Annotated in this window: 18 protein-coding genes; 15 read left to right on the top strand and 3 right to left on the bottom strand. The window is 33.1% G+C overall.

Annotated features, from left to right (window positions below):
* Nucleotides 1-318: 318 nt before the first annotated feature.
* Entirely contained in the window at nucleotides 319-639 is a 321-nt protein-coding gene (locus Q3907_RS04360) for a helix-turn-helix domain-containing protein (protein WP_301897409.1), read from the top strand.
* On the top strand, nucleotides 639-1904 hold the full coding sequence (locus Q3907_RS04355; RefSeq protein WP_295645460.1) for a type II toxin-antitoxin system HipA family toxin: 1266 nt from the start codon (nucleotides 639-641) through the stop codon (nucleotides 1902-1904). The genes Q3907_RS04360 and Q3907_RS04355 overlap by 1 nt, the downstream gene beginning before the upstream one ends.
* 10 nt (nucleotides 1905-1914) lie before the next feature.
* Here Q3907_RS04355 and Q3907_RS04350 read toward each other — a convergent pair whose 3' ends face one another.
* The gene (locus Q3907_RS04350) at nucleotides 1915-3174 is read right to left on the bottom strand and encodes a DNA repair protein (RefSeq protein ID WP_301897407.1); all 1260 of its coding nucleotides are present in this window, start codon (nucleotides 3172-3174) and stop codon (nucleotides 1915-1917) included.
* A 153-nt stretch (nucleotides 3175-3327) separates the two neighbouring features.
* On the opposite strand from Q3907_RS04350, the gene Q3907_RS04345 reads away from it, so the two are divergent.
* The 11 genes from Q3907_RS04345 to Q3907_RS04295 all read left to right on the top strand — a co-directional run bounded on the left by Q3907_RS04345 (nucleotide 3328) and on the right by Q3907_RS04295 (nucleotide 10911).
* Entirely contained in the window at nucleotides 3328-3918 is a 591-nt protein-coding gene (locus tag Q3907_RS04345; protein WP_295647378.1) for a LexA family transcriptional regulator, read from the top strand.
* Nucleotides 3919-3928: 10 nt separating this feature from the next.
* Entirely contained in the window at nucleotides 3929-4504 is a 576-nt protein-coding gene (locus Q3907_RS04340; protein WP_301897404.1) for a histidine phosphatase family protein, read from the top strand.
* Between the two features lie 50 nt (nucleotides 4505-4554).
* Nucleotides 4555-4794 carry a DUF3791 domain-containing protein gene (locus Q3907_RS04335; RefSeq protein WP_301897402.1) on the top strand — a complete coding sequence of 80 codons (240 nt, stop codon included), beginning with the start codon at nucleotides 4555-4557 and terminating at the stop codon, nucleotides 4792-4794.
* Complete coding sequence (locus Q3907_RS04330) at nucleotides 4791-5261, top strand: DUF3990 domain-containing protein (RefSeq protein WP_301897400.1); 471 nt, start codon at nucleotides 4791-4793, stop codon at nucleotides 5259-5261. The genes Q3907_RS04335 and Q3907_RS04330 overlap by 4 nt, the downstream gene beginning before the upstream one ends.
* Nucleotides 5258-5470, top strand: a complete 213-nt coding sequence (locus tag Q3907_RS04325; protein WP_186999272.1) for a DUF3791 domain-containing protein — start codon at nucleotides 5258-5260, stop codon at nucleotides 5468-5470. The genes Q3907_RS04330 and Q3907_RS04325 overlap by 4 nt, the downstream gene beginning before the upstream one ends.
* A 262-nt stretch (nucleotides 5471-5732) precedes the next feature.
* On the top strand, nucleotides 5733-6767 hold the full coding sequence (locus Q3907_RS04320) for an alcohol dehydrogenase (RefSeq protein ID WP_301897397.1): 1035 nt from the start codon (nucleotides 5733-5735) through the stop codon (nucleotides 6765-6767).
* Nucleotides 6768-6923: 156 nt separating this feature from the next.
* Nucleotides 6924-7778 (top strand): YitT family protein, encoded by an 855-nt coding sequence (locus tag Q3907_RS04315; RefSeq protein ID WP_301897396.1) that lies wholly within the window; start codon nucleotides 6924-6926, stop codon nucleotides 7776-7778.
* Between the two features lie 222 nt (nucleotides 7779-8000).
* Complete coding sequence (locus tag Q3907_RS04310; RefSeq protein WP_295562506.1) at nucleotides 8001-8201, top strand: hypothetical protein; 201 nt, start codon at nucleotides 8001-8003, stop codon at nucleotides 8199-8201.
* Between the two features lie 54 nt (nucleotides 8202-8255).
* Nucleotides 8256-8537: a hypothetical protein gene (locus tag Q3907_RS04305; protein ID WP_295562504.1), complete on the top strand. Its 282-nt coding sequence runs from the start codon at nucleotides 8256-8258 to the stop codon at nucleotides 8535-8537.
* Nucleotides 8538-8545: 8 nt separating this feature from the next.
* Complete coding sequence (locus tag Q3907_RS04300) at nucleotides 8546-10285, top strand: molecular chaperone HscC (protein ID WP_301897394.1); 1740 nt, start codon at nucleotides 8546-8548, stop codon at nucleotides 10283-10285.
* Nucleotides 10282-10911 carry a J domain-containing protein gene (locus tag Q3907_RS04295; protein ID WP_295643677.1) on the top strand — a complete coding sequence of 210 codons (630 nt, stop codon included), beginning with the start codon at nucleotides 10282-10284 and terminating at the stop codon, nucleotides 10909-10911. The genes Q3907_RS04300 and Q3907_RS04295 overlap by 4 nt, the downstream gene beginning before the upstream one ends.
* Nucleotides 10912-10960: 49 nt before the next feature.
* On the opposite strand, the gene cls is transcribed toward Q3907_RS04295, so the two are convergent.
* Nucleotides 10961-12481 carry a cardiolipin synthase gene (cls, locus tag Q3907_RS04290; protein ID WP_301897393.1) on the bottom strand — a complete coding sequence of 507 codons (1521 nt, stop codon included), beginning with the start codon at nucleotides 12479-12481 and terminating at the stop codon, nucleotides 10961-10963.
* Nucleotides 12482-12807: 326 nt separating this feature from the next.
* On the opposite strand from cls, the gene Q3907_RS04285 reads away from it, so the two are divergent.
* Entirely contained in the window at nucleotides 12808-14097 is a 1290-nt protein-coding gene (locus Q3907_RS04285) for an IS110 family transposase (RefSeq protein WP_301897392.1), read from the top strand.
* Nucleotides 14098-14708: 611 nt separating this feature from the next.
* Here Q3907_RS04285 and Q3907_RS04280 read toward each other — a convergent pair.
* Nucleotides 14709-15407: a hypothetical protein gene (locus Q3907_RS04280; RefSeq protein WP_301897391.1), complete on the bottom strand. Its 699-nt coding sequence runs from the start codon at nucleotides 15405-15407 to the stop codon at nucleotides 14709-14711.
* Between the two features lie 105 nt (nucleotides 15408-15512).
* On the opposite strand from Q3907_RS04280, the gene Q3907_RS04275 reads away from it, so the two are divergent.
* The gene (locus Q3907_RS04275) at nucleotides 15513-15716 is read left to right on the top strand and encodes a hypothetical protein (RefSeq protein WP_301897388.1); all 204 of its coding nucleotides are present in this window, start codon (nucleotides 15513-15515) and stop codon (nucleotides 15714-15716) included.
* Nucleotides 15717-15922: the final 206 nt, after the last annotated feature.

Genomic DNA, 15922 nt, shown 5'->3' with positions numbered 1-15922 from the left:
AGCACAACGGGATGTTTTTTTTGTATAGATGTATAAAAATTACGAGAAGTTGACGCTATAAAAGAATCATAGGGATCGTCTCTAAAATCAATCTGGATACGCAAATACTTCAAATCGTAAAGACAAAAATCAATCTAAAACAAATTAGCTACATAGAATTAGAGGAGTGAATAAACTCCTCTAATATGCTTTGTGGCCATAGCAAACTTATTTTTAATAATTACAATAAAATAATGATTTATATGTTATAATATTTATAAATATAGACATATATTGAATATATGTTTAAATTTATAAACATTAATGGAGGTTAAGTAAATGGGTAAAAAGGCTGTGACTGTTTTACCAAGTACTGAAAGAATTCTGAATACTATGGGAGAACAAATTAAATTAGCTCGATTACGTAGACAATTATCTGCCAAACTTATTGCCGAAAGGGCAGGAATAAGTCGTGCAACTTTATGGAGTGTTGAAAAAGGTAGCCCATCAGTAGCTATTGGGATTTATGCTGCTGTTTTACATGCTTTGAATAATTTAGATAAGGATTTATTGCTTGTTGCAAAAGATGATGAATTTGGTAGAAAAATGCAAGATTTAAATATGCAGGTCAAGAAACGTGCACCTAAAGGAGACAGATGATGGAACGGAAGATATTTGTATATGAGAATTTCAGTTCTTTAGAACCTAAAAAGTTAGGCGTATTATATGTGGATACACTTCGCGGCATTGAACATTACTCATTTGAATATGATCAAGACTGGCTAAAACAATCTAAATTTTCTTTTTGTTTAGATCCGGATATATCAATGTTTAGTGGTAGACAATATACAGAAAAGAACATTTTTGGAATGTTTGCAGATGCCTCTCCAGATCGATGGGGACGAATTCTAATGAAACGACGTGAAGCAATTAAAGCTAGAAATGAAAACAGAAAACCTAATAAAATGTATGATAGTGATTTTCTACTTGGAGTATATGATCAAACGCGTGTCGGAGCACTTCGATTTAAAGATGATGTTAATGGCCCATTTCTTTCAGATGATAAAGAAACAGCGGCACCACCTTGGGCAACACTTCGTTCTTTAGAAGAAGCATCTAGGCAATTTGAAAAAGATGATAATTATTTAGATGATAAATGGCTAAAACAATTATTAAAACCTGGTTCATCTTTGGGTGGAGCAAGACCAAAAGCAACTGTTGAAGATGAGCAAGGTGATTTATGGATCGCAAAATTTCCATCAAAAAACGATGAGTATGATGTTGGTGCATGGGAAAAAGTTGTTCATGATTTGGCAAAATTATGTGGGTTGAATGTACCAGAATCAAAAGTTGAAAAGTTTTCTAAGGATGGTAGTACATTTCTTGTTAAGCGTTTTGATCGAGATGGAGAAAAAAGAATACACTTTGCTTCAGCTATGACAATGCTAGGCAAAAACGATGGTGCCTCTTCGGATGATGGTTCAAGTTATATAGACATAGTTGATTTTATTAGAGCTTATGGCTCTAGTCCCAAAGATGACTTAATTGAGCTTTTTAAACGCATTATCTTTAGTATGGCTGTATCCAATACAGATGATCATTTAAGAAACCATGGCTTTATTTTAAATGATAAAGGTTGGAGATTATCTCCGCTTTATGATGTAAATCCTGTTCCTTACGGAGATGTCCTTTCTTTGAATATTGATAGCTATGATAATAGTATTTCAATTGATTTAGCTATTTCATCAGCTTGTTATTATGATATAAATGAATTTGACGCTGAAGTCTATGCAAATGAAATATTAACAATGGTCAAAAATAATTGGGAACAATTAGCAAAAAAATACGGTATTAATCGTGATCAAATTGAAGAAATGCGGCCTGCTTTCAGCGTATGCTATGAATTCAAAAAATTAGAGGAGTGAATAAACTCCTCTAATATGCATTATGGCCACCAATCAATGTGTTTCTTTTCTTAGCAGTTGCACAATCTAAGGCATTCATTCCTTTTAAGATGGCATTCTTACCATAGCGATGCTTAATTTGAACTAAGGTTTCTTGTAGCTTTTTTTCTCGTTCTACTTTTTCTACGTCTGTAAATAAATCGTAGTTCTCATAATAATATTCATCTTTAACGTCTTGAAAACTAATCGCAATTTGGCGAATGGGATAATTGGGATTCACAATGCGGATATAGAGTCTTTTAAATTCTTCTAATAAGATGGAATAGGAATTTGTGCAGTTCGTAATCTTACATGAGCCACAACTTGATTTGATACAATCTTTGGAGTAGCCAATCATTAATGAGATTTGTCTTGTCACCAAATGTTTTTCGGTTAATGTCAATACATTTTGATCCACCATTTCTTTCATGACCACAAATGCATTTTGATAAGAGTAATCGTCAAATAAGATTTGTGAATTGGATATAGAATGATGTTTTGATTTATAATTTTTAATATCTTGGATTGTGGTAGGCTCTTTGCCCCAGGCATGATCAATAATATATTCAGCATTGACACCAAATTCTTTATATAATATTTCAACAGGAAATTGACACAAGTCATACATATCATAAATACCTAATTTGTGTAATCTTCGTTCGGTTCCATTTCCAAACATCCAAAAATCAATCATGGGTGTATGATGCCATAATGTTTGGCGATATAATTCTTCATTTAAATAGGCCATGCGATCGACATTGTGCTTGGCAGATATATCCATCGCAATCTTAGCTAAGTACAGATTGGTTCCAATGCCTACAGTAGCTGTAAGACCTGTTTTTTCATAGACACGATCCAATATTTTTTTTGCGAGTTCCTTAGCACTTACTTGATAAAGCTTCAAATAGCTTGTGACATCTAAAAAAGATTCATCAATAGAATAGACATGAATATCTTCTTTGGCAATAAATTCTAAGAAGACTTTATAGACTTTACAACTATATTCCATATACAGATGCATTCTAGGTGGCGCAATCATATATTCAATTTTTGGATCAATTTCAAAAATACGACCTCGACTCGATACGCCTAATTTCTTAATGGCCGGTGTTGCAGCAAGCGTAATGGCACCACCACCTCGTGTAGGATCAGCCACTACAAGATTCACTTCAAAAGGATCAAGGCCAAGTTCTACACATTCAACTGATGCATAAAAGGACTTTAAATCAATACATAAATATGTTTTGTACATAAATACCTCCATGCCCCATATCGTTCGTACAAGCATCATAGATAAAATAGAATAAAAATTCAAGATAGATTTGAGACTTTCTTAAAAAATTAATATTTTTTGACTAGTATTTTATTTATTTTTTGATACTATATAGATAAAGGTGGTGTAACTATGCAGTTAAGACAATTATTACTACAATATGAGATTGAAAATAATATTAAACATGATGAAGCGGCCAAACGAATTGGAATTGGGCGTGCTACATATTTTCGTTGGTTAAAAGGTGAAAGTACACATTTAAAGGCAAATACACTTAAGAAATTATCAGATCTTTTAGATTGTGATGTCAAAAGCATCCTAGAAGAGGAAGAAAGAATCAAACCTATTGTAGGTAGTGTAAAAGCTGGATATGATGGTTTTCCAATGGAAGATATTGAAGGATATATTGAATTGAATCGACATGATGGAAAAAAAGGCGATTATTTTTTACGCGTTCGCGGTGATTCTATGATCAATGCACATATCTATGAGGGAGATCTAGTTTTTGTGAAACAAACAAATGAAGTAGAATCTGGCAGCATTGCGATCGTACTTGTAGGTGAGGAAGCGACATTAAAGCGTGTTTTATATAAGAAGGGTTTAATGATTTTAGAAGCCGCAAACCCAAAGATTGATACAAAGGTATTTACACCTGAAGAGATTGAAGAATTGCCCGTAAAGGTTATTGGAAAAGTTCTATACGCTCGTAGAGACTTTGATTGAGGATCGATGGATGAAGATTTGGATTACTAGACATGGCCAAACGGCTTTAAACAAACAAAAATTAATGCAGGGACTTACAGATGAACCTTTAAATGAGACAGGAATTAACCAAGCTAAAGAAGCACGTAATAAGATTGGTGATATTCATTTTGATGCGGTATATGCTAGTCCTTTACAAAGAGCGATTCAGACAGCGTCGATTATTGGCAATGTAGATAAGAAAGATGTAAAGATCGATTCGCGTATTATTGAAGTGGATTTTGGGGACTACGAGCTTCGTAACTACTTTAAATTGGGATTAAAAATGACATCTTATTGGGCTTTTCCTGAATTACTTCCAGCTCCTAAATCCGTTGAATCAGTAGAAAGCATGATCAAACGTAGTCATTCTTTCTTAAAAGAATTGGAATCCAAGAACTATGAGAATGTATTGATCGTATGTCATGGTGGTATCATCCGTTCTTTATGTGGCTATCTAGAAGATCGTAAAAATGGCATTAAATGGAGACCAAAGCCAAACAATTGTGAGATTCGTGTCTATGAATCCAATCATGGTAAGCATACATTTATTGAAACATATAAGTAATAGATGAAAAGAATAAATAAAACGAAGTAGAGGTTGGAGGTTACAAGTGTATGAAAATGGATAAGATGATGTGTGGAAGCAGAGAATTAGAATTTGCCATTTTTTGTATTGAAAATATTGCGTCAAGACTTCATGTTGATGCACAAAAGGTATATGTAGCCTTAAGCGAGCAGACAAACATTTTGAAAGATTATATTATCCCAGAGTATGCGGTATTGCACACTCAAAGTAAGGATTATATTGTGGATGATATTATTGATGTTATGCACGAAAGGGGTGTAAAGCTATGATCTTATATCATGGTTCATTTGTAGTGGTGAATCAGCCGGATTTGGTACATTCTAGAAAGAATGTAGATTTTGGAAAGGGCTTCTATGTAACTCCAATTTTTGAACAAGCAAAAAAATGGTGTAACCGATTTAAACGACGTGGCAAAGAAGGCATTGTATCACGATATACCTTTGATGAAGAGTCATGTAAAGATTTAAAGGTATTGAAATTTGAGGCCTATTCAGAAGATTGGCTAGATTTCATTTTGAACTGCAGAAGCGGACAAGACGGTACAGATTATGATCTTGTTGTTGGTGGTGTTGCAAATGATAAGGTGTTTAATACAGTAGAGCTGTATTTTGATGGATTCATTGATAAAGCAGAAGCCATTAAAAGGTTACAATATGAGAAACCCAATTTGCAAATAGCTTTTCGAACAATAAAGGCACTTTCATATCTGAAATTTGAGGGGAGTGAAAAGCTATGAAGGCAAATCCAATTCTTTTACAGAAAAAATATGCTCGTGTTGTAGAACTTTTTGCGAAAGAGAATAATGTTTCATTGGAAAAGGCTTTAGACATATTTTATCGGTCAAAGCTTTATCAACTCATGAGTGAAGGCGTATCAGATATGCACTGCATGAGTGATGAATATCTAGTATGTGAACTCGAAGAAGAATGTAAGTATACAAAATAGCTTGCTTTCATGCATTATAAGATAATAAGGATTCAAAAGTACGTGGTTGTATGCATTTTGTAGCAATGAATTTTGGTGTTGATTACACGATGGCTGTTGTTTCAGATACTGGTAAGAGCATTCTTTTTTAAGGCAGATTCATCGAGTCCGTCAATCAGTATTTCATGAAAAAAAGTGTAACAGGCTATAGAAACAGGATTACATCTTGTAGAAACTTGGTAAATCGTTTAATAAGTAAGAATAGAAAAGGAATAAAAATTTTATGTTGACATATACGTATTTGGAAAAAGGGAAATTTGAATTGATGGAGAAACCAAAACCAGTACTTCTACATGAAAGGGATGCAATCGTAAAAGTGACACTTGCAAGCATTTGTTCAAGTGATTTGCATATTAAACATGGTAGTGTTCCTCGTGCAGTGCCAGGTATTACGGTTGGTCATGAGATGGTTGGTATTGTAGAAGAAGTAGGCGATAAAGTAACTCATGTCAAACCTGGAGATCGTGTAACAGTGAATGTAGAAACTTTTTGCGGTGAATGTTTTTTCTGCAAGAATGGTTATGTAAATAATTGTACGGATGATAATGGAGGATGGGCTCTTGGATGTCGTATTGATGGTGGACAAGCTGAATATGTGCGTGTTCCTTTTGCAGATCAAGGATTAAATAAGATTCCTGAACAAGTTACTGATAGACAAGCTTTGTTTGTAGGGGATGTGTTGGCTACAGGATATTGGGCAACACGTATTTCTGAAATCAAAGAAGAGGATACGGTATTGATTATTGGTGCAGGCCCTACAGGTATTTGTACATTATTATGTGTAATGCTTAAAAAGCCAAAGCGAATTATTATGTGTGAAAAAGATGAACATCGCATTGATTTTATAAATGAACATTATCCAGAAGTTTTGACAGTCACTCCAGATGAATGTAGAAATTTTGTGCTAGAAAATAGTGATCATGGTGGGGCAGATGTTGTTCTTGAAGTTGCGGGTGTTCCATCTACTTTTCAGCTTGCATGGCAATGCGCAAGAGCGAATGCGATTGTGACAATAGTTGCTTTATATGATGAACCACAAGTTTTGCCACTTCCAGACATGTACGGAAAAAACCTAACTTTCAAAACAGGTGGTGTTGATGGTTGTGATTGTGAAAAGACTTTAGAATTGATTGCACAAGGTAAGATCAATACAGAACCGTTGATTACGCATACGTATCCTCTTAGTAAAATTGCACAAGGGTATGCATTGTTTGAAAATAAAAGAGATGGTGTAATTAAAGTGGCAATAGAGTGCTGATTTTAACTACAGAAAAAGGAATCCGATAATCATGTATTTCAATATCGTTTCAGGATTTCTTTTTTTTGTATAGGGACAAATCCATTTTCTGACATGGAATGTAGCTTCACTTTTTGATAAAATAAAGACACAATGAATGACTAGGAGACAATTACGATGAATACACAATACAATTATACAAATATCATAAAGGAAACTCTAATATTGACTGTTGCGGTTGGAATTATTGGTGCAGCCGTCTATTTTTTTCTTGTGCCCAGTCATACTTCAGTAAGTAGTATTTCTGGATTGGGTATTATACTATCTAATTTTATACCTCTACCATTATCTGCCATCACCATGATTTTAAATGTCGTTTTATTGATTATTGGATTTTTGACTTGTGGTAAAGAATTTGGTGTAAAAACAGTGTATACAAGTATTATGCTTCCTGTTTTTCTTGCGTTATTTGAGATTCTGTTTCCAAATTTTGTATCTTTCACAAACAGCCAAGAACTAGATGTCTTATGTTACATACTCGTTGTAAGTGTAGGATTGAGCATCTTATTTAATCGAAATGCTTCGTCAGGAGGTCTAGATATTGTCGCCAAGATCATGAATAAATATCTTCATATGGAACTTGGAAAAGCTATGTCTTTATCGGGTATGTGTGTTGCCTTATCAGCAGCTCTTGTTTATGATAAGAAGACGGTTGTGTTAAGTATTTTAGGTACTTATTTTAATGGTATCGTTCTTGATCATTTTATCTTTGATCATAATATTAAACGAAGAGTGTGTATCATCACTCCAAAGGAAAAAGAGCTTCGCAAATTTATTATTCATGAATTACATAGTGGGGCAACGGAGTATGAAGCGTATGGTGCATACAATATGGAAAAGCGTCATGAAATCATCACAATCGTAGATAAAGTGGAATATCAAAAATTGATGAAATTCATTAATACACTCGATTCAAAAGCATTTATTACTGTATATAATGTTTCGGATATGCGATATCAGCCAAAGATTTAAGTAAGGCAAGACCTTACTTTTTTTTCCATTTAAATGACCTATTTGGACAATACATTTGATTTGAATCCATCAAATGACTAGTATGTAGTTAAGAAGATAGGGTATGGATAAAAAGGTATAACCCCGAATCATAATGCACACAAAAGCTAAAATATGTCCGATCATTGTTTTATTTTTCATACCAGACTATTATATCAAGGAATCGAAAGGAAGTGTCAAGATATGAAGAAATTAGATCCCTTTGTCATTATTGTCGATTTATTATTATTGATTGGATGCGGATGCATGTTTCTATATGGAAAGATGTCAGCCTATTCCTTATTTATTGTAGGCATTATTCTTGTAGGTGTATTAGTCTTATATTTGTATGTCACAAACTATAAAGACAATCATTATGGAGGAAGATTCCACAAAGATTTCTAGGCGGTAGAAATACCGCTTTTAGTATGCTATAGTGGAGCTAAAGAAGGCGATGTTATGGGCGGGTTATGTGTATTACTACTAATGATGTTTTGTGTAGGATGGATACTATGTGTGTTCTTTCTATCCATGCTGATTCCACTTTTGATCATCTATAATGGAATTGTTGGCATTGTATGTATCATTCTATATGTTGTACTACGCCAAAAATCTGTCTTTACTAAATATTCAGAAGGCTATAAACATATATTATCTAGCATATTAAAATATGGCTTACTTGTATATGGAAGTATTTCTTTAGTATTTAGTATTATTCTAGCCATTTTAAACTTTTGTTAGGAGTAGTTATGACAATATTAGGTGTGGATTTAGGAACAACCAATAGTTTAGCGGTTGTCTATAAAGAAGGAAAGCCAGTGCTGATTCCAAATGCGTTTAATGAATATATAACGCCAAGTGCGGTCAGTATCTTGGATGGTAAGATTGTAGTAGGTAAACTTGCCAAGGAGAGATTAGTGACGCATCCTGAGTATAGTGCATCCTTGTTTAAACGAACAATGGGGTCCGATGTTACTTATACATTAAATAGGAAAGAGTATGATTCAGCGACACTTTCTTCTTTTGTCGTGAAACAATTGATTGAAGATGCACAAAATTATCTTCATGAAGAAATATCAGAAGTTGTGATCAGTGTTCCAGCTTATTTTAATGCACGTCAAAGACAAGATACAAAACGAATTGGTGAATTATTAGGTGTTAAAGTAGAGCGTTTGATCAATGAACCAAGTGCAGCAGCCATTGCATGTCATATGGATGATGAATATGAAACATTTGTTGTTTTTGATTTTGGTGGAGGAACACTCGACGTTTCAGTTGTTGACTGTTTTGAAAATGTGATTAGTATCAATGCGATCAGTGGAAACAATCACTTGGGAGGTACCGATTTTGATCGAGCTATGGCTGAATATTTTTGTTCGAAAAACGGATTAAACTATAATGTTTTAGACCGTTCTTTTCAACAAAGTATTCTACGTGCTTGTGAACAAGCTAAAATTAAGTTGAGTACGAAAAATGTAGTTGAAGTTTCTTTAGTTCATCTAAATAAGAATTATAATTGTGTATTTGACGAGAATGTACTATTGAATATCACTAAATCTTTACTTGACTCTTGTAAGATTGTGATTGGAAAGGCCGTAAAAGATAGTGGTTTTTCAGCAAGTGAACTCGATAGTTTGATTCTTGTAGGAGGCTCAAGTCAAATGCCTGTTTTACAACATTACTTATCGGACGCTTTAAATATTCCTGTATTAAAAGAAGCAAATATGGATTCTTTAGTCGTACTTGGACTTGGAAAATATATTGGCATTAAACAAAGGGATGAAAGTATTAAAGATGTAGTAGTGACAGATATTTGTCCTTTCTCATTAAGTACGTCTACGTATAATGAACAAAATCCAGATTTGGAATTATCAACCGTACTTATTCCTAAAAATTCGGTTTTACCAGTAAGTAAAAAGATGACTTTGCGTACGGTACATAAAGGACAAACTAAAGTCAATATTAGTGTGTTTCAAGGGCAGGCTATGTATGCCAAGGAAAACTTATTTCTAGGCCAAGCTCTTATTCATGTTCCTAGAAATATGCATGATTATGAATCTTTTGATTTGATCTATTCGTATGACATTAATTCCATGTTGTATGTAGAAGCTATTGTACATTCTACTAAGGAACATTATATTTTTAGAGTATCAAAAGGTGATGTATTAGAAAAGGTAGATGCTTCTGTTCGTCTAGATTCAATAAAAGAAGTTGCTTTAACTTTATACCAAAATAATGAAGTAGATGCCCTGCTTGCTCGTATTGAAAGAATCTATCAAGAAGTGGATGATGAAACACAAGCGTATTTGATGCGACTTCATGCAGACTTTATAAAAGACATGGATACTTTGATCAACAACGTTCAAAAAAGAATGCGTCTTATAAATCAGGTTTCACGTATTTTAGATCAAATAGAAGAATCTCAAAAAGTAGATCAATTAGATATCTTTACTCAAGAAGATGATGAAGAAGGAGAATATTTGGCATGAATGCTTGGGAAGTATTAGGAATTGAGCCGACAAGTGATAAAAAAGAAATCAAGAAAGCGTATGCAAGACTTTTAAAACAGTATCATCCTGAAGAAAATCCGGAAGAATTCAAACAGATTCAGGCTGCTTATCAACAGTGTCTACATCAAGATCAAGAAATAGAGTCTGCTTCATTTGAACAAAATAAACAGGATATTAAAACACAACCCATTTCAACTAAAGAAGATACAATCATTCCTCCACCTATTCCTAAGCGAGAAACATTATTTGTTCAAAATGAAAAGGATGTAGTGTCTTATTTGGATATTCTAAATATGATAGATAAAAAACTACCTAAAAAGATTGGTTCTAAAGAAATTATAGATGTCTTTACAGATTCTAAAGTCATGCCCTATTTAGAAGATGAACTATTTTGTAGAAGATTAGAAGATATCTTTTTATCTCGTAAATTAAAATGTATCAAGAATTCAAGAGATCCTATCTATATGTATTTAGGAAAGTATGGTATGTCCAAATTATCAAGTGCTATGGACTATTCAAATGTTCCATTCCATAAACGACCTGCATTTGTGGCTTTTATTGTAGTGAGCGTCATTCTTTTAGAGGTGATATTGGGCGTTGTTTAATAATCGCAAGAAATTCGCAAGGTTATAACCACGGGGTTAACCTTGCTTTTTATAATAATGGCGAAAAAATACGAATAATGCTTAAGAATAAGCCTTTCACAATATTGACGTGTGTATCTTCGGCTTGAATTTCTTTACATTTTGATAATGTATCCATAAAGTTTTGCTTGACATCCAATGCCTTCTTTGAATTATATAATAGGGTACCATTTTCAAAATGTAGGTATAAAGAACGATAATCTAGATTAATAGTTCCTACTGTTGCATATGTATCATCACAAACAAATACTTTAGAATGAACAAATCCAGGTTCATATTCATAGATTTTAACACCACCTTGAATTAATTGTGCATAATACGTTCTGCCCATATCATGTACGATTTGTTTATCGGCAATGCCTGGCATAATAATTCGTACATCCACACCTTTTTTGGCAGTATGAATTAATGTATTGATCATTTCTGAATCAATAATTAAATACGGTGTCATAATATATACATATTCATTGGCACTATTTAATAAGTCTTCATAAACAGATTGACCTGTCAATTCTTCATCTAATGGTGTTTCTGCATAAGGAGCAATATAGCCATCATAGGATAATTCATCAACAACATCGTTATTTTTAAATATTGTATAATCCTCATCTTCGTGGCGCAAAGCATTCCAATTTGTCAAAAACATAACTAAATATGACCATACGGCTTTACCCTTAATACAAATAATATTGTCCATCCAATGTCCGTACTTTACTTTTTTATTGATATATTCATCCGCAAGATTTGCACCACCACTAAAAGCAACCTTACCATCAATTACCAATATTTTTCGATGATCCCTATGATTCATGATTGTATTGATAATAGGGGAGATTCGATTAAAGGATACGGCTTTTATGCCTTTTTTCTTCAATTGTTTGGCATAAGAAGCAGGAAGTGTACCTAATGATCCCATATCATCATACATTACACGTACTTCAACACCTTGTTTGACTTTTTCTTCTAAAATAGAAAGTATGGAATTAAACATTATACCTTCTTCAATAATGAAATATTCCATAAATATGTATTTTTTAGCTTTTTTTAATTCATTTAACATGACATCAAAACCTTTTTCGCATGGAGCATAATATTCAAAGTCGGTATTACGATAAAAAGGAAAGCCTTCTTCATATAAAAAGGCAAGTTGGGATACATAGTCTTTATTATCTTGTTGAATTTCATCAATGATCGATTCATCTTGGATATAATAAGAAGATGCCTTTTTTTGTTCCTGAATGATATTTCGAAATGTTTTTCCAAATAATAAGCTCATTAACATCATTACATATACAAATGTACCAAAGACGGGAAACAACATAATTAACAAGATCCACATTAAATCGGAAGATAAGTGTCTACTTGTTCGAACGATATTTAAGACAATTAAAACAGATAGAATGTGTAATACAACTTCAATGAATACAAAAGAAGATGTTAGCCATTTAAATAATATACAATATAATCCAACTTCACCAAGTGCAATGATTACTAATGGAATAATTCTTCCTAGCCATATTTTTAATTTCATATAAACCAACCATTCCTTTCAGCTTCGCTTCAAGGCACACATTGGAATTAAAATGTGCAATGAGCTTTGCTTTTGTTTTTTATCTTTTATTTGTTACCATGTTCTTGAAGTTAGAAGTACACTACAGAGCACGGTGAGGTGAGTTGCAGACTTCTGCATCTCGTTCAGATTAAATCAGCATATAAACCAGTGTAAGTTCGAGTATTTCTAGCACACATTAGTGTTGACATCAAGTCCGCAGATTAATCATTGACTATTAGTTAATCTTTAGTGCCATTCGTTCAGTCAATGCTTCTTTCTTCTTTATTTTGAAAGGAGCTTTTTCTATGAAAATCATTTATCCTCGTGTTTGTGGTATCGACGTGCACAAAAAATTCATTGTCGCAGTTATCTGCATTTCTGAATCCGTTGAACCAATTTATCTAAAAAAAAGATTCTCGACTTTTCACAACGACTTAATCCGCTTTAGAGACTGGCTGATTCAAAACGACTGTCAAAATGTATGCATGGAATCCACTGGTAAGTACTATATTCCTGTCTACAATGTATTGGAATCCCATATTTCCAATATCGTCGTTGCCAACCCTAAATGGGTGCGCGCTGTTAAAGGCGAGAAAGACGACGATAAAGATGCCAAATGGATTGCTGATTTATTTAAGTTCGATATTGTTAGAAGTAGTTTTATACCTCAAAAAGATTTTCGTATTCTTCGTGAACTCACTCGCTATAAATACAAACTTGTAAATATGCGTTCCAGTGAAAAGAACCGTTTTCAGAATGCTCTTACTTCTGGTAATTGTAAACTGGATATGGTCTTTACTGATGTTTTCGGCAAATCCGCATCTAATATCATCGACCTTATTCTATCAGATAATCCATACACAGATGAAGATATTCTTTCAAAAGTTCACAAAAAATGTAAAGCATCTCCTGATATGATTCTTGACTCTGTTAATGGAACGGATTTAACACCAGTCCAGAAATCTCGTATAGAACTTGTAAATGACCACATCAAACAATTATCATCCAATATCCAAAGACTTGATAAACTTATTGATTTAATGATTGAGCCATACGAAGACTATATTTCATTTCTGTGTCAGATACCTGGTGTTTCCAGAAACTCTGCCATCATAGTTCTTTCTGAAATCGGTGTAGATATGAATCAATTCACCTCTACAAGACGATTAACTTCCTGGGCAGGTTTAACTCCATCAAGTAACCAGTCAGCAGGAAAGAAAAAATCTGTACGCATTTCCAGAGCCGGAGTATATCTTAAACCATATTTGGTTGAAGTTGCACATGCAGCAGTCAAGGATAAAAACCATCCTTACTACGCCAACAAATTTAAAAAGATTTCAAAACGTCGCGGAAAGAAACGTGCTTTTATTGCGATTGCCAGAAAAATACTTGTAGCAGCATATCATATGCTTCTTACAGGAGAAATTTGGAATCCTGCAGACTTAGCAGAAGTTGAAACACCAGTTGAACAAAGAATTAAATACGTAAAGAACAACTTAAAATCAGATATTAAACAACTACTAGATATTGGACTTACAGTTGAAGAATTAACACTTATGATCCAACAAAATGCCAATATTATAGCAACACAATAATCTTTATATTTGGGGAAAGGGCTTTGCGCCCTTTTGTCCTTCTAACTTCTTCTTTTTATAAATTATATTTTCAGATTATCTCATCTCATTTCTGCATATTGTAATATATCATTTAAATTAAAAAGAGCCAACAAAAAATGTTGACTCAAAATATCTTTGATAGAGGAGAGAACTAGAAAGTTAGTGTATTGAGGAGTCTAGTTCTCTAATCGACTGTTAGATGAGAGTTAACACATGAGGTAGTTGGCGTTATATTCATATGTTAAATTTAATTATGTTGGCGTTTGAAGTCATCTAACTGGTGATATTATAACACTTCAAAATTAAAAATGTATTGACATATGTCATAAATTTACAAATTTTGTAAATATTTTCGTATTTAATTAAATAAAAGCCAACACTCTGAAAGGGTAAGAAAGAGTGCTGGCTATTGGGTTTGCTAGAAAAGGGGTGAGTTAGTTCCTCGTCTAGCAAAGCCTAGTATATCACTATGTAATATTTCTTGTAAAGCAAATGATGACAATTTTTACTATAATTATTTTTTGTTCTACAACATTAAATCAACAAGCAAATGATGTCGTAATAAATATATTTAATATGAAAAGATTTAATTAATTAATTGTACTACCATAAAAGACAATTTTTGTGATTTTTGCGGATTTGTTGTACCATACAAATCCAACGGCACCACCATTTTTAATCATCTTAAAAGCTTCTTTGTCAGTCAATTGAGTATAGTTTGATTCAACATCTGATTGATCCACATTACAAGCCCACAAATAAAATTCAGCATTATCTTCTAGTGTTTCTGATAGTTTGTACTTCTTAAATTCTGGATCATCACCATCATAATTTGCAGAGGCAGTTATAATTTGAGATCCATCTATTCCTATAATCGCTAGATAAGAACTAAAACCATTCGTAACATCCTCAGTATTATACGTAAGATTATCAAGGAATGCTTTTCTCATGATCTTATCCTTATCATCAAAAAACTCTTTAACATCACCATCAATATTTAAAAGAAGTCTTGATTTTATATAGCGCAACACATGAATTGACATATCACCGGCAGGTTTCAAAACAATCTTTTTACTCTTAAAATCATAAGTATATTGATCATACAAATCCGAATCATTGATTGGATTTCCTTCATCACTATAATACGAAAAATGACCATCCTTACCAAAGTAGATCGTTTCAATACATGTAGAGTCATAGTGAATCCACTCATGATCTGTTAAAAAATCTGTTTTACTACATCCAACTAGCAATATACCAATCATTACAAGTGTAAATATTCTTTTCATATCCATACCTCTATATTTATTTTAAAACATTCAATTATTTTTTGTTAAAAAAAAGTAACACATCTCATAGATAATTATAAAAACAGATAGAAAGAAGTGCTTGATATGATAAATAAATTACATTTAGCCATGATAAAACTCTATGAAGGGGACGCCAAAAGAATTCAACATTTTTGTAAGGTACATAGTTACGCAAAATTGATTGCAGAAACAGAACATGTTGATGAAAGAACGCTATTTATTATTGAAACTGCAGCTTTAACACATGATATTGGTATTCATGTATGTAAGGTCTTCTTGGTATCGTAAACAAGACAAAGATTGCCTTGAGTGTAGTTGGTACAGACGAAGCTTATAAAAAGCTGTTTGGAATGCTTCGTAATGCTCGTCGAGCAGGGGAATACATCAATGCTTCTGCCTACACATCCGATAAGGAGTATTTCAACTTCCTGTTGAGTATGCTTTTAACTTGGCAGTGGCTTGATAAACCGATTAAGAAAAAACAGGCACAAGAG

The sequence above is a fragment of the uncultured Holdemanella sp. genome (assembly GCF_958348295.1).
GTDB lineage: Bacteria > Bacillota_I > Bacilli_A > Erysipelotrichales > Erysipelotrichaceae > Holdemanella.
The sequence above is the reverse complement of the archived record's forward strand: the minus strand, read 5'-3'. Positions and strand labels throughout refer to the sequence as shown.

Coding starts and splice junctions, on each gene's coding strand:
- Q3907_RS04355 (WP_295645460.1), top strand. CDS start 639: ATGGAACGGAAGATATTTGTATATGAGAATTTCAGTTCTTTAGAACCT.
- Q3907_RS04315 (WP_301897396.1), top strand. CDS start 6,924: ATGAATACACAATACAATTATACAAATATCATAAAGGAAACTCTAATA.
- Q3907_RS04280 (WP_301897391.1), bottom strand. CDS start 15,407: ATGAAAAGAATATTTACACTTGTAATGATTGGTATATTGCTAGTTGGA.
- Q3907_RS04320 (WP_301897397.1), top strand. CDS start 5,733: ATGTTGACATATACGTATTTGGAAAAAGGGAAATTTGAATTGATGGAG.
- Q3907_RS04350 (WP_301897407.1), bottom strand. CDS start 3,174: ATGTACAAAACATATTTATGTATTGATTTAAAGTCCTTTTATGCATCA.
- Q3907_RS04300 (WP_301897394.1), top strand. CDS start 8,546: ATGACAATATTAGGTGTGGATTTAGGAACAACCAATAGTTTAGCGGTT.
- Q3907_RS04340 (WP_301897404.1), top strand. CDS start 3,929: ATGAAGATTTGGATTACTAGACATGGCCAAACGGCTTTAAACAAACAA.
- Q3907_RS04295 (WP_295643677.1), top strand. CDS start 10,282: ATGAATGCTTGGGAAGTATTAGGAATTGAGCCGACAAGTGATAAAAAA.
- Q3907_RS04360 (WP_301897409.1), top strand. CDS start 319: ATGGGTAAAAAGGCTGTGACTGTTTTACCAAGTACTGAAAGAATTCTG.
- Q3907_RS04330 (WP_301897400.1), top strand. CDS start 4,791: ATGATCTTATATCATGGTTCATTTGTAGTGGTGAATCAGCCGGATTTG.
- Q3907_RS04345 (WP_295647378.1), top strand. CDS start 3,328: ATGCAGTTAAGACAATTATTACTACAATATGAGATTGAAAATAATATT.
- Q3907_RS04305 (WP_295562504.1), top strand. CDS start 8,256: ATGGGCGGGTTATGTGTATTACTACTAATGATGTTTTGTGTAGGATGG.
- Q3907_RS04325 (WP_186999272.1), top strand. CDS start 5,258: ATGAAGGCAAATCCAATTCTTTTACAGAAAAAATATGCTCGTGTTGTA.
- Q3907_RS04275 (WP_301897388.1), top strand. CDS start 15,513: ATGATAAATAAATTACATTTAGCCATGATAAAACTCTATGAAGGGGAC.
- Q3907_RS04285 (WP_301897392.1), top strand. CDS start 12,808: ATGAAAATCATTTATCCTCGTGTTTGTGGTATCGACGTGCACAAAAAA.
- Q3907_RS04335 (WP_301897402.1), top strand. CDS start 4,555: ATGAAAATGGATAAGATGATGTGTGGAAGCAGAGAATTAGAATTTGCC.
- Q3907_RS04310 (WP_295562506.1), top strand. CDS start 8,001: ATGAAGAAATTAGATCCCTTTGTCATTATTGTCGATTTATTATTATTG.
- cls (WP_301897393.1), bottom strand. CDS start 12,481: ATGAAATTAAAAATATGGCTAGGAAGAATTATTCCATTAGTAATCATT.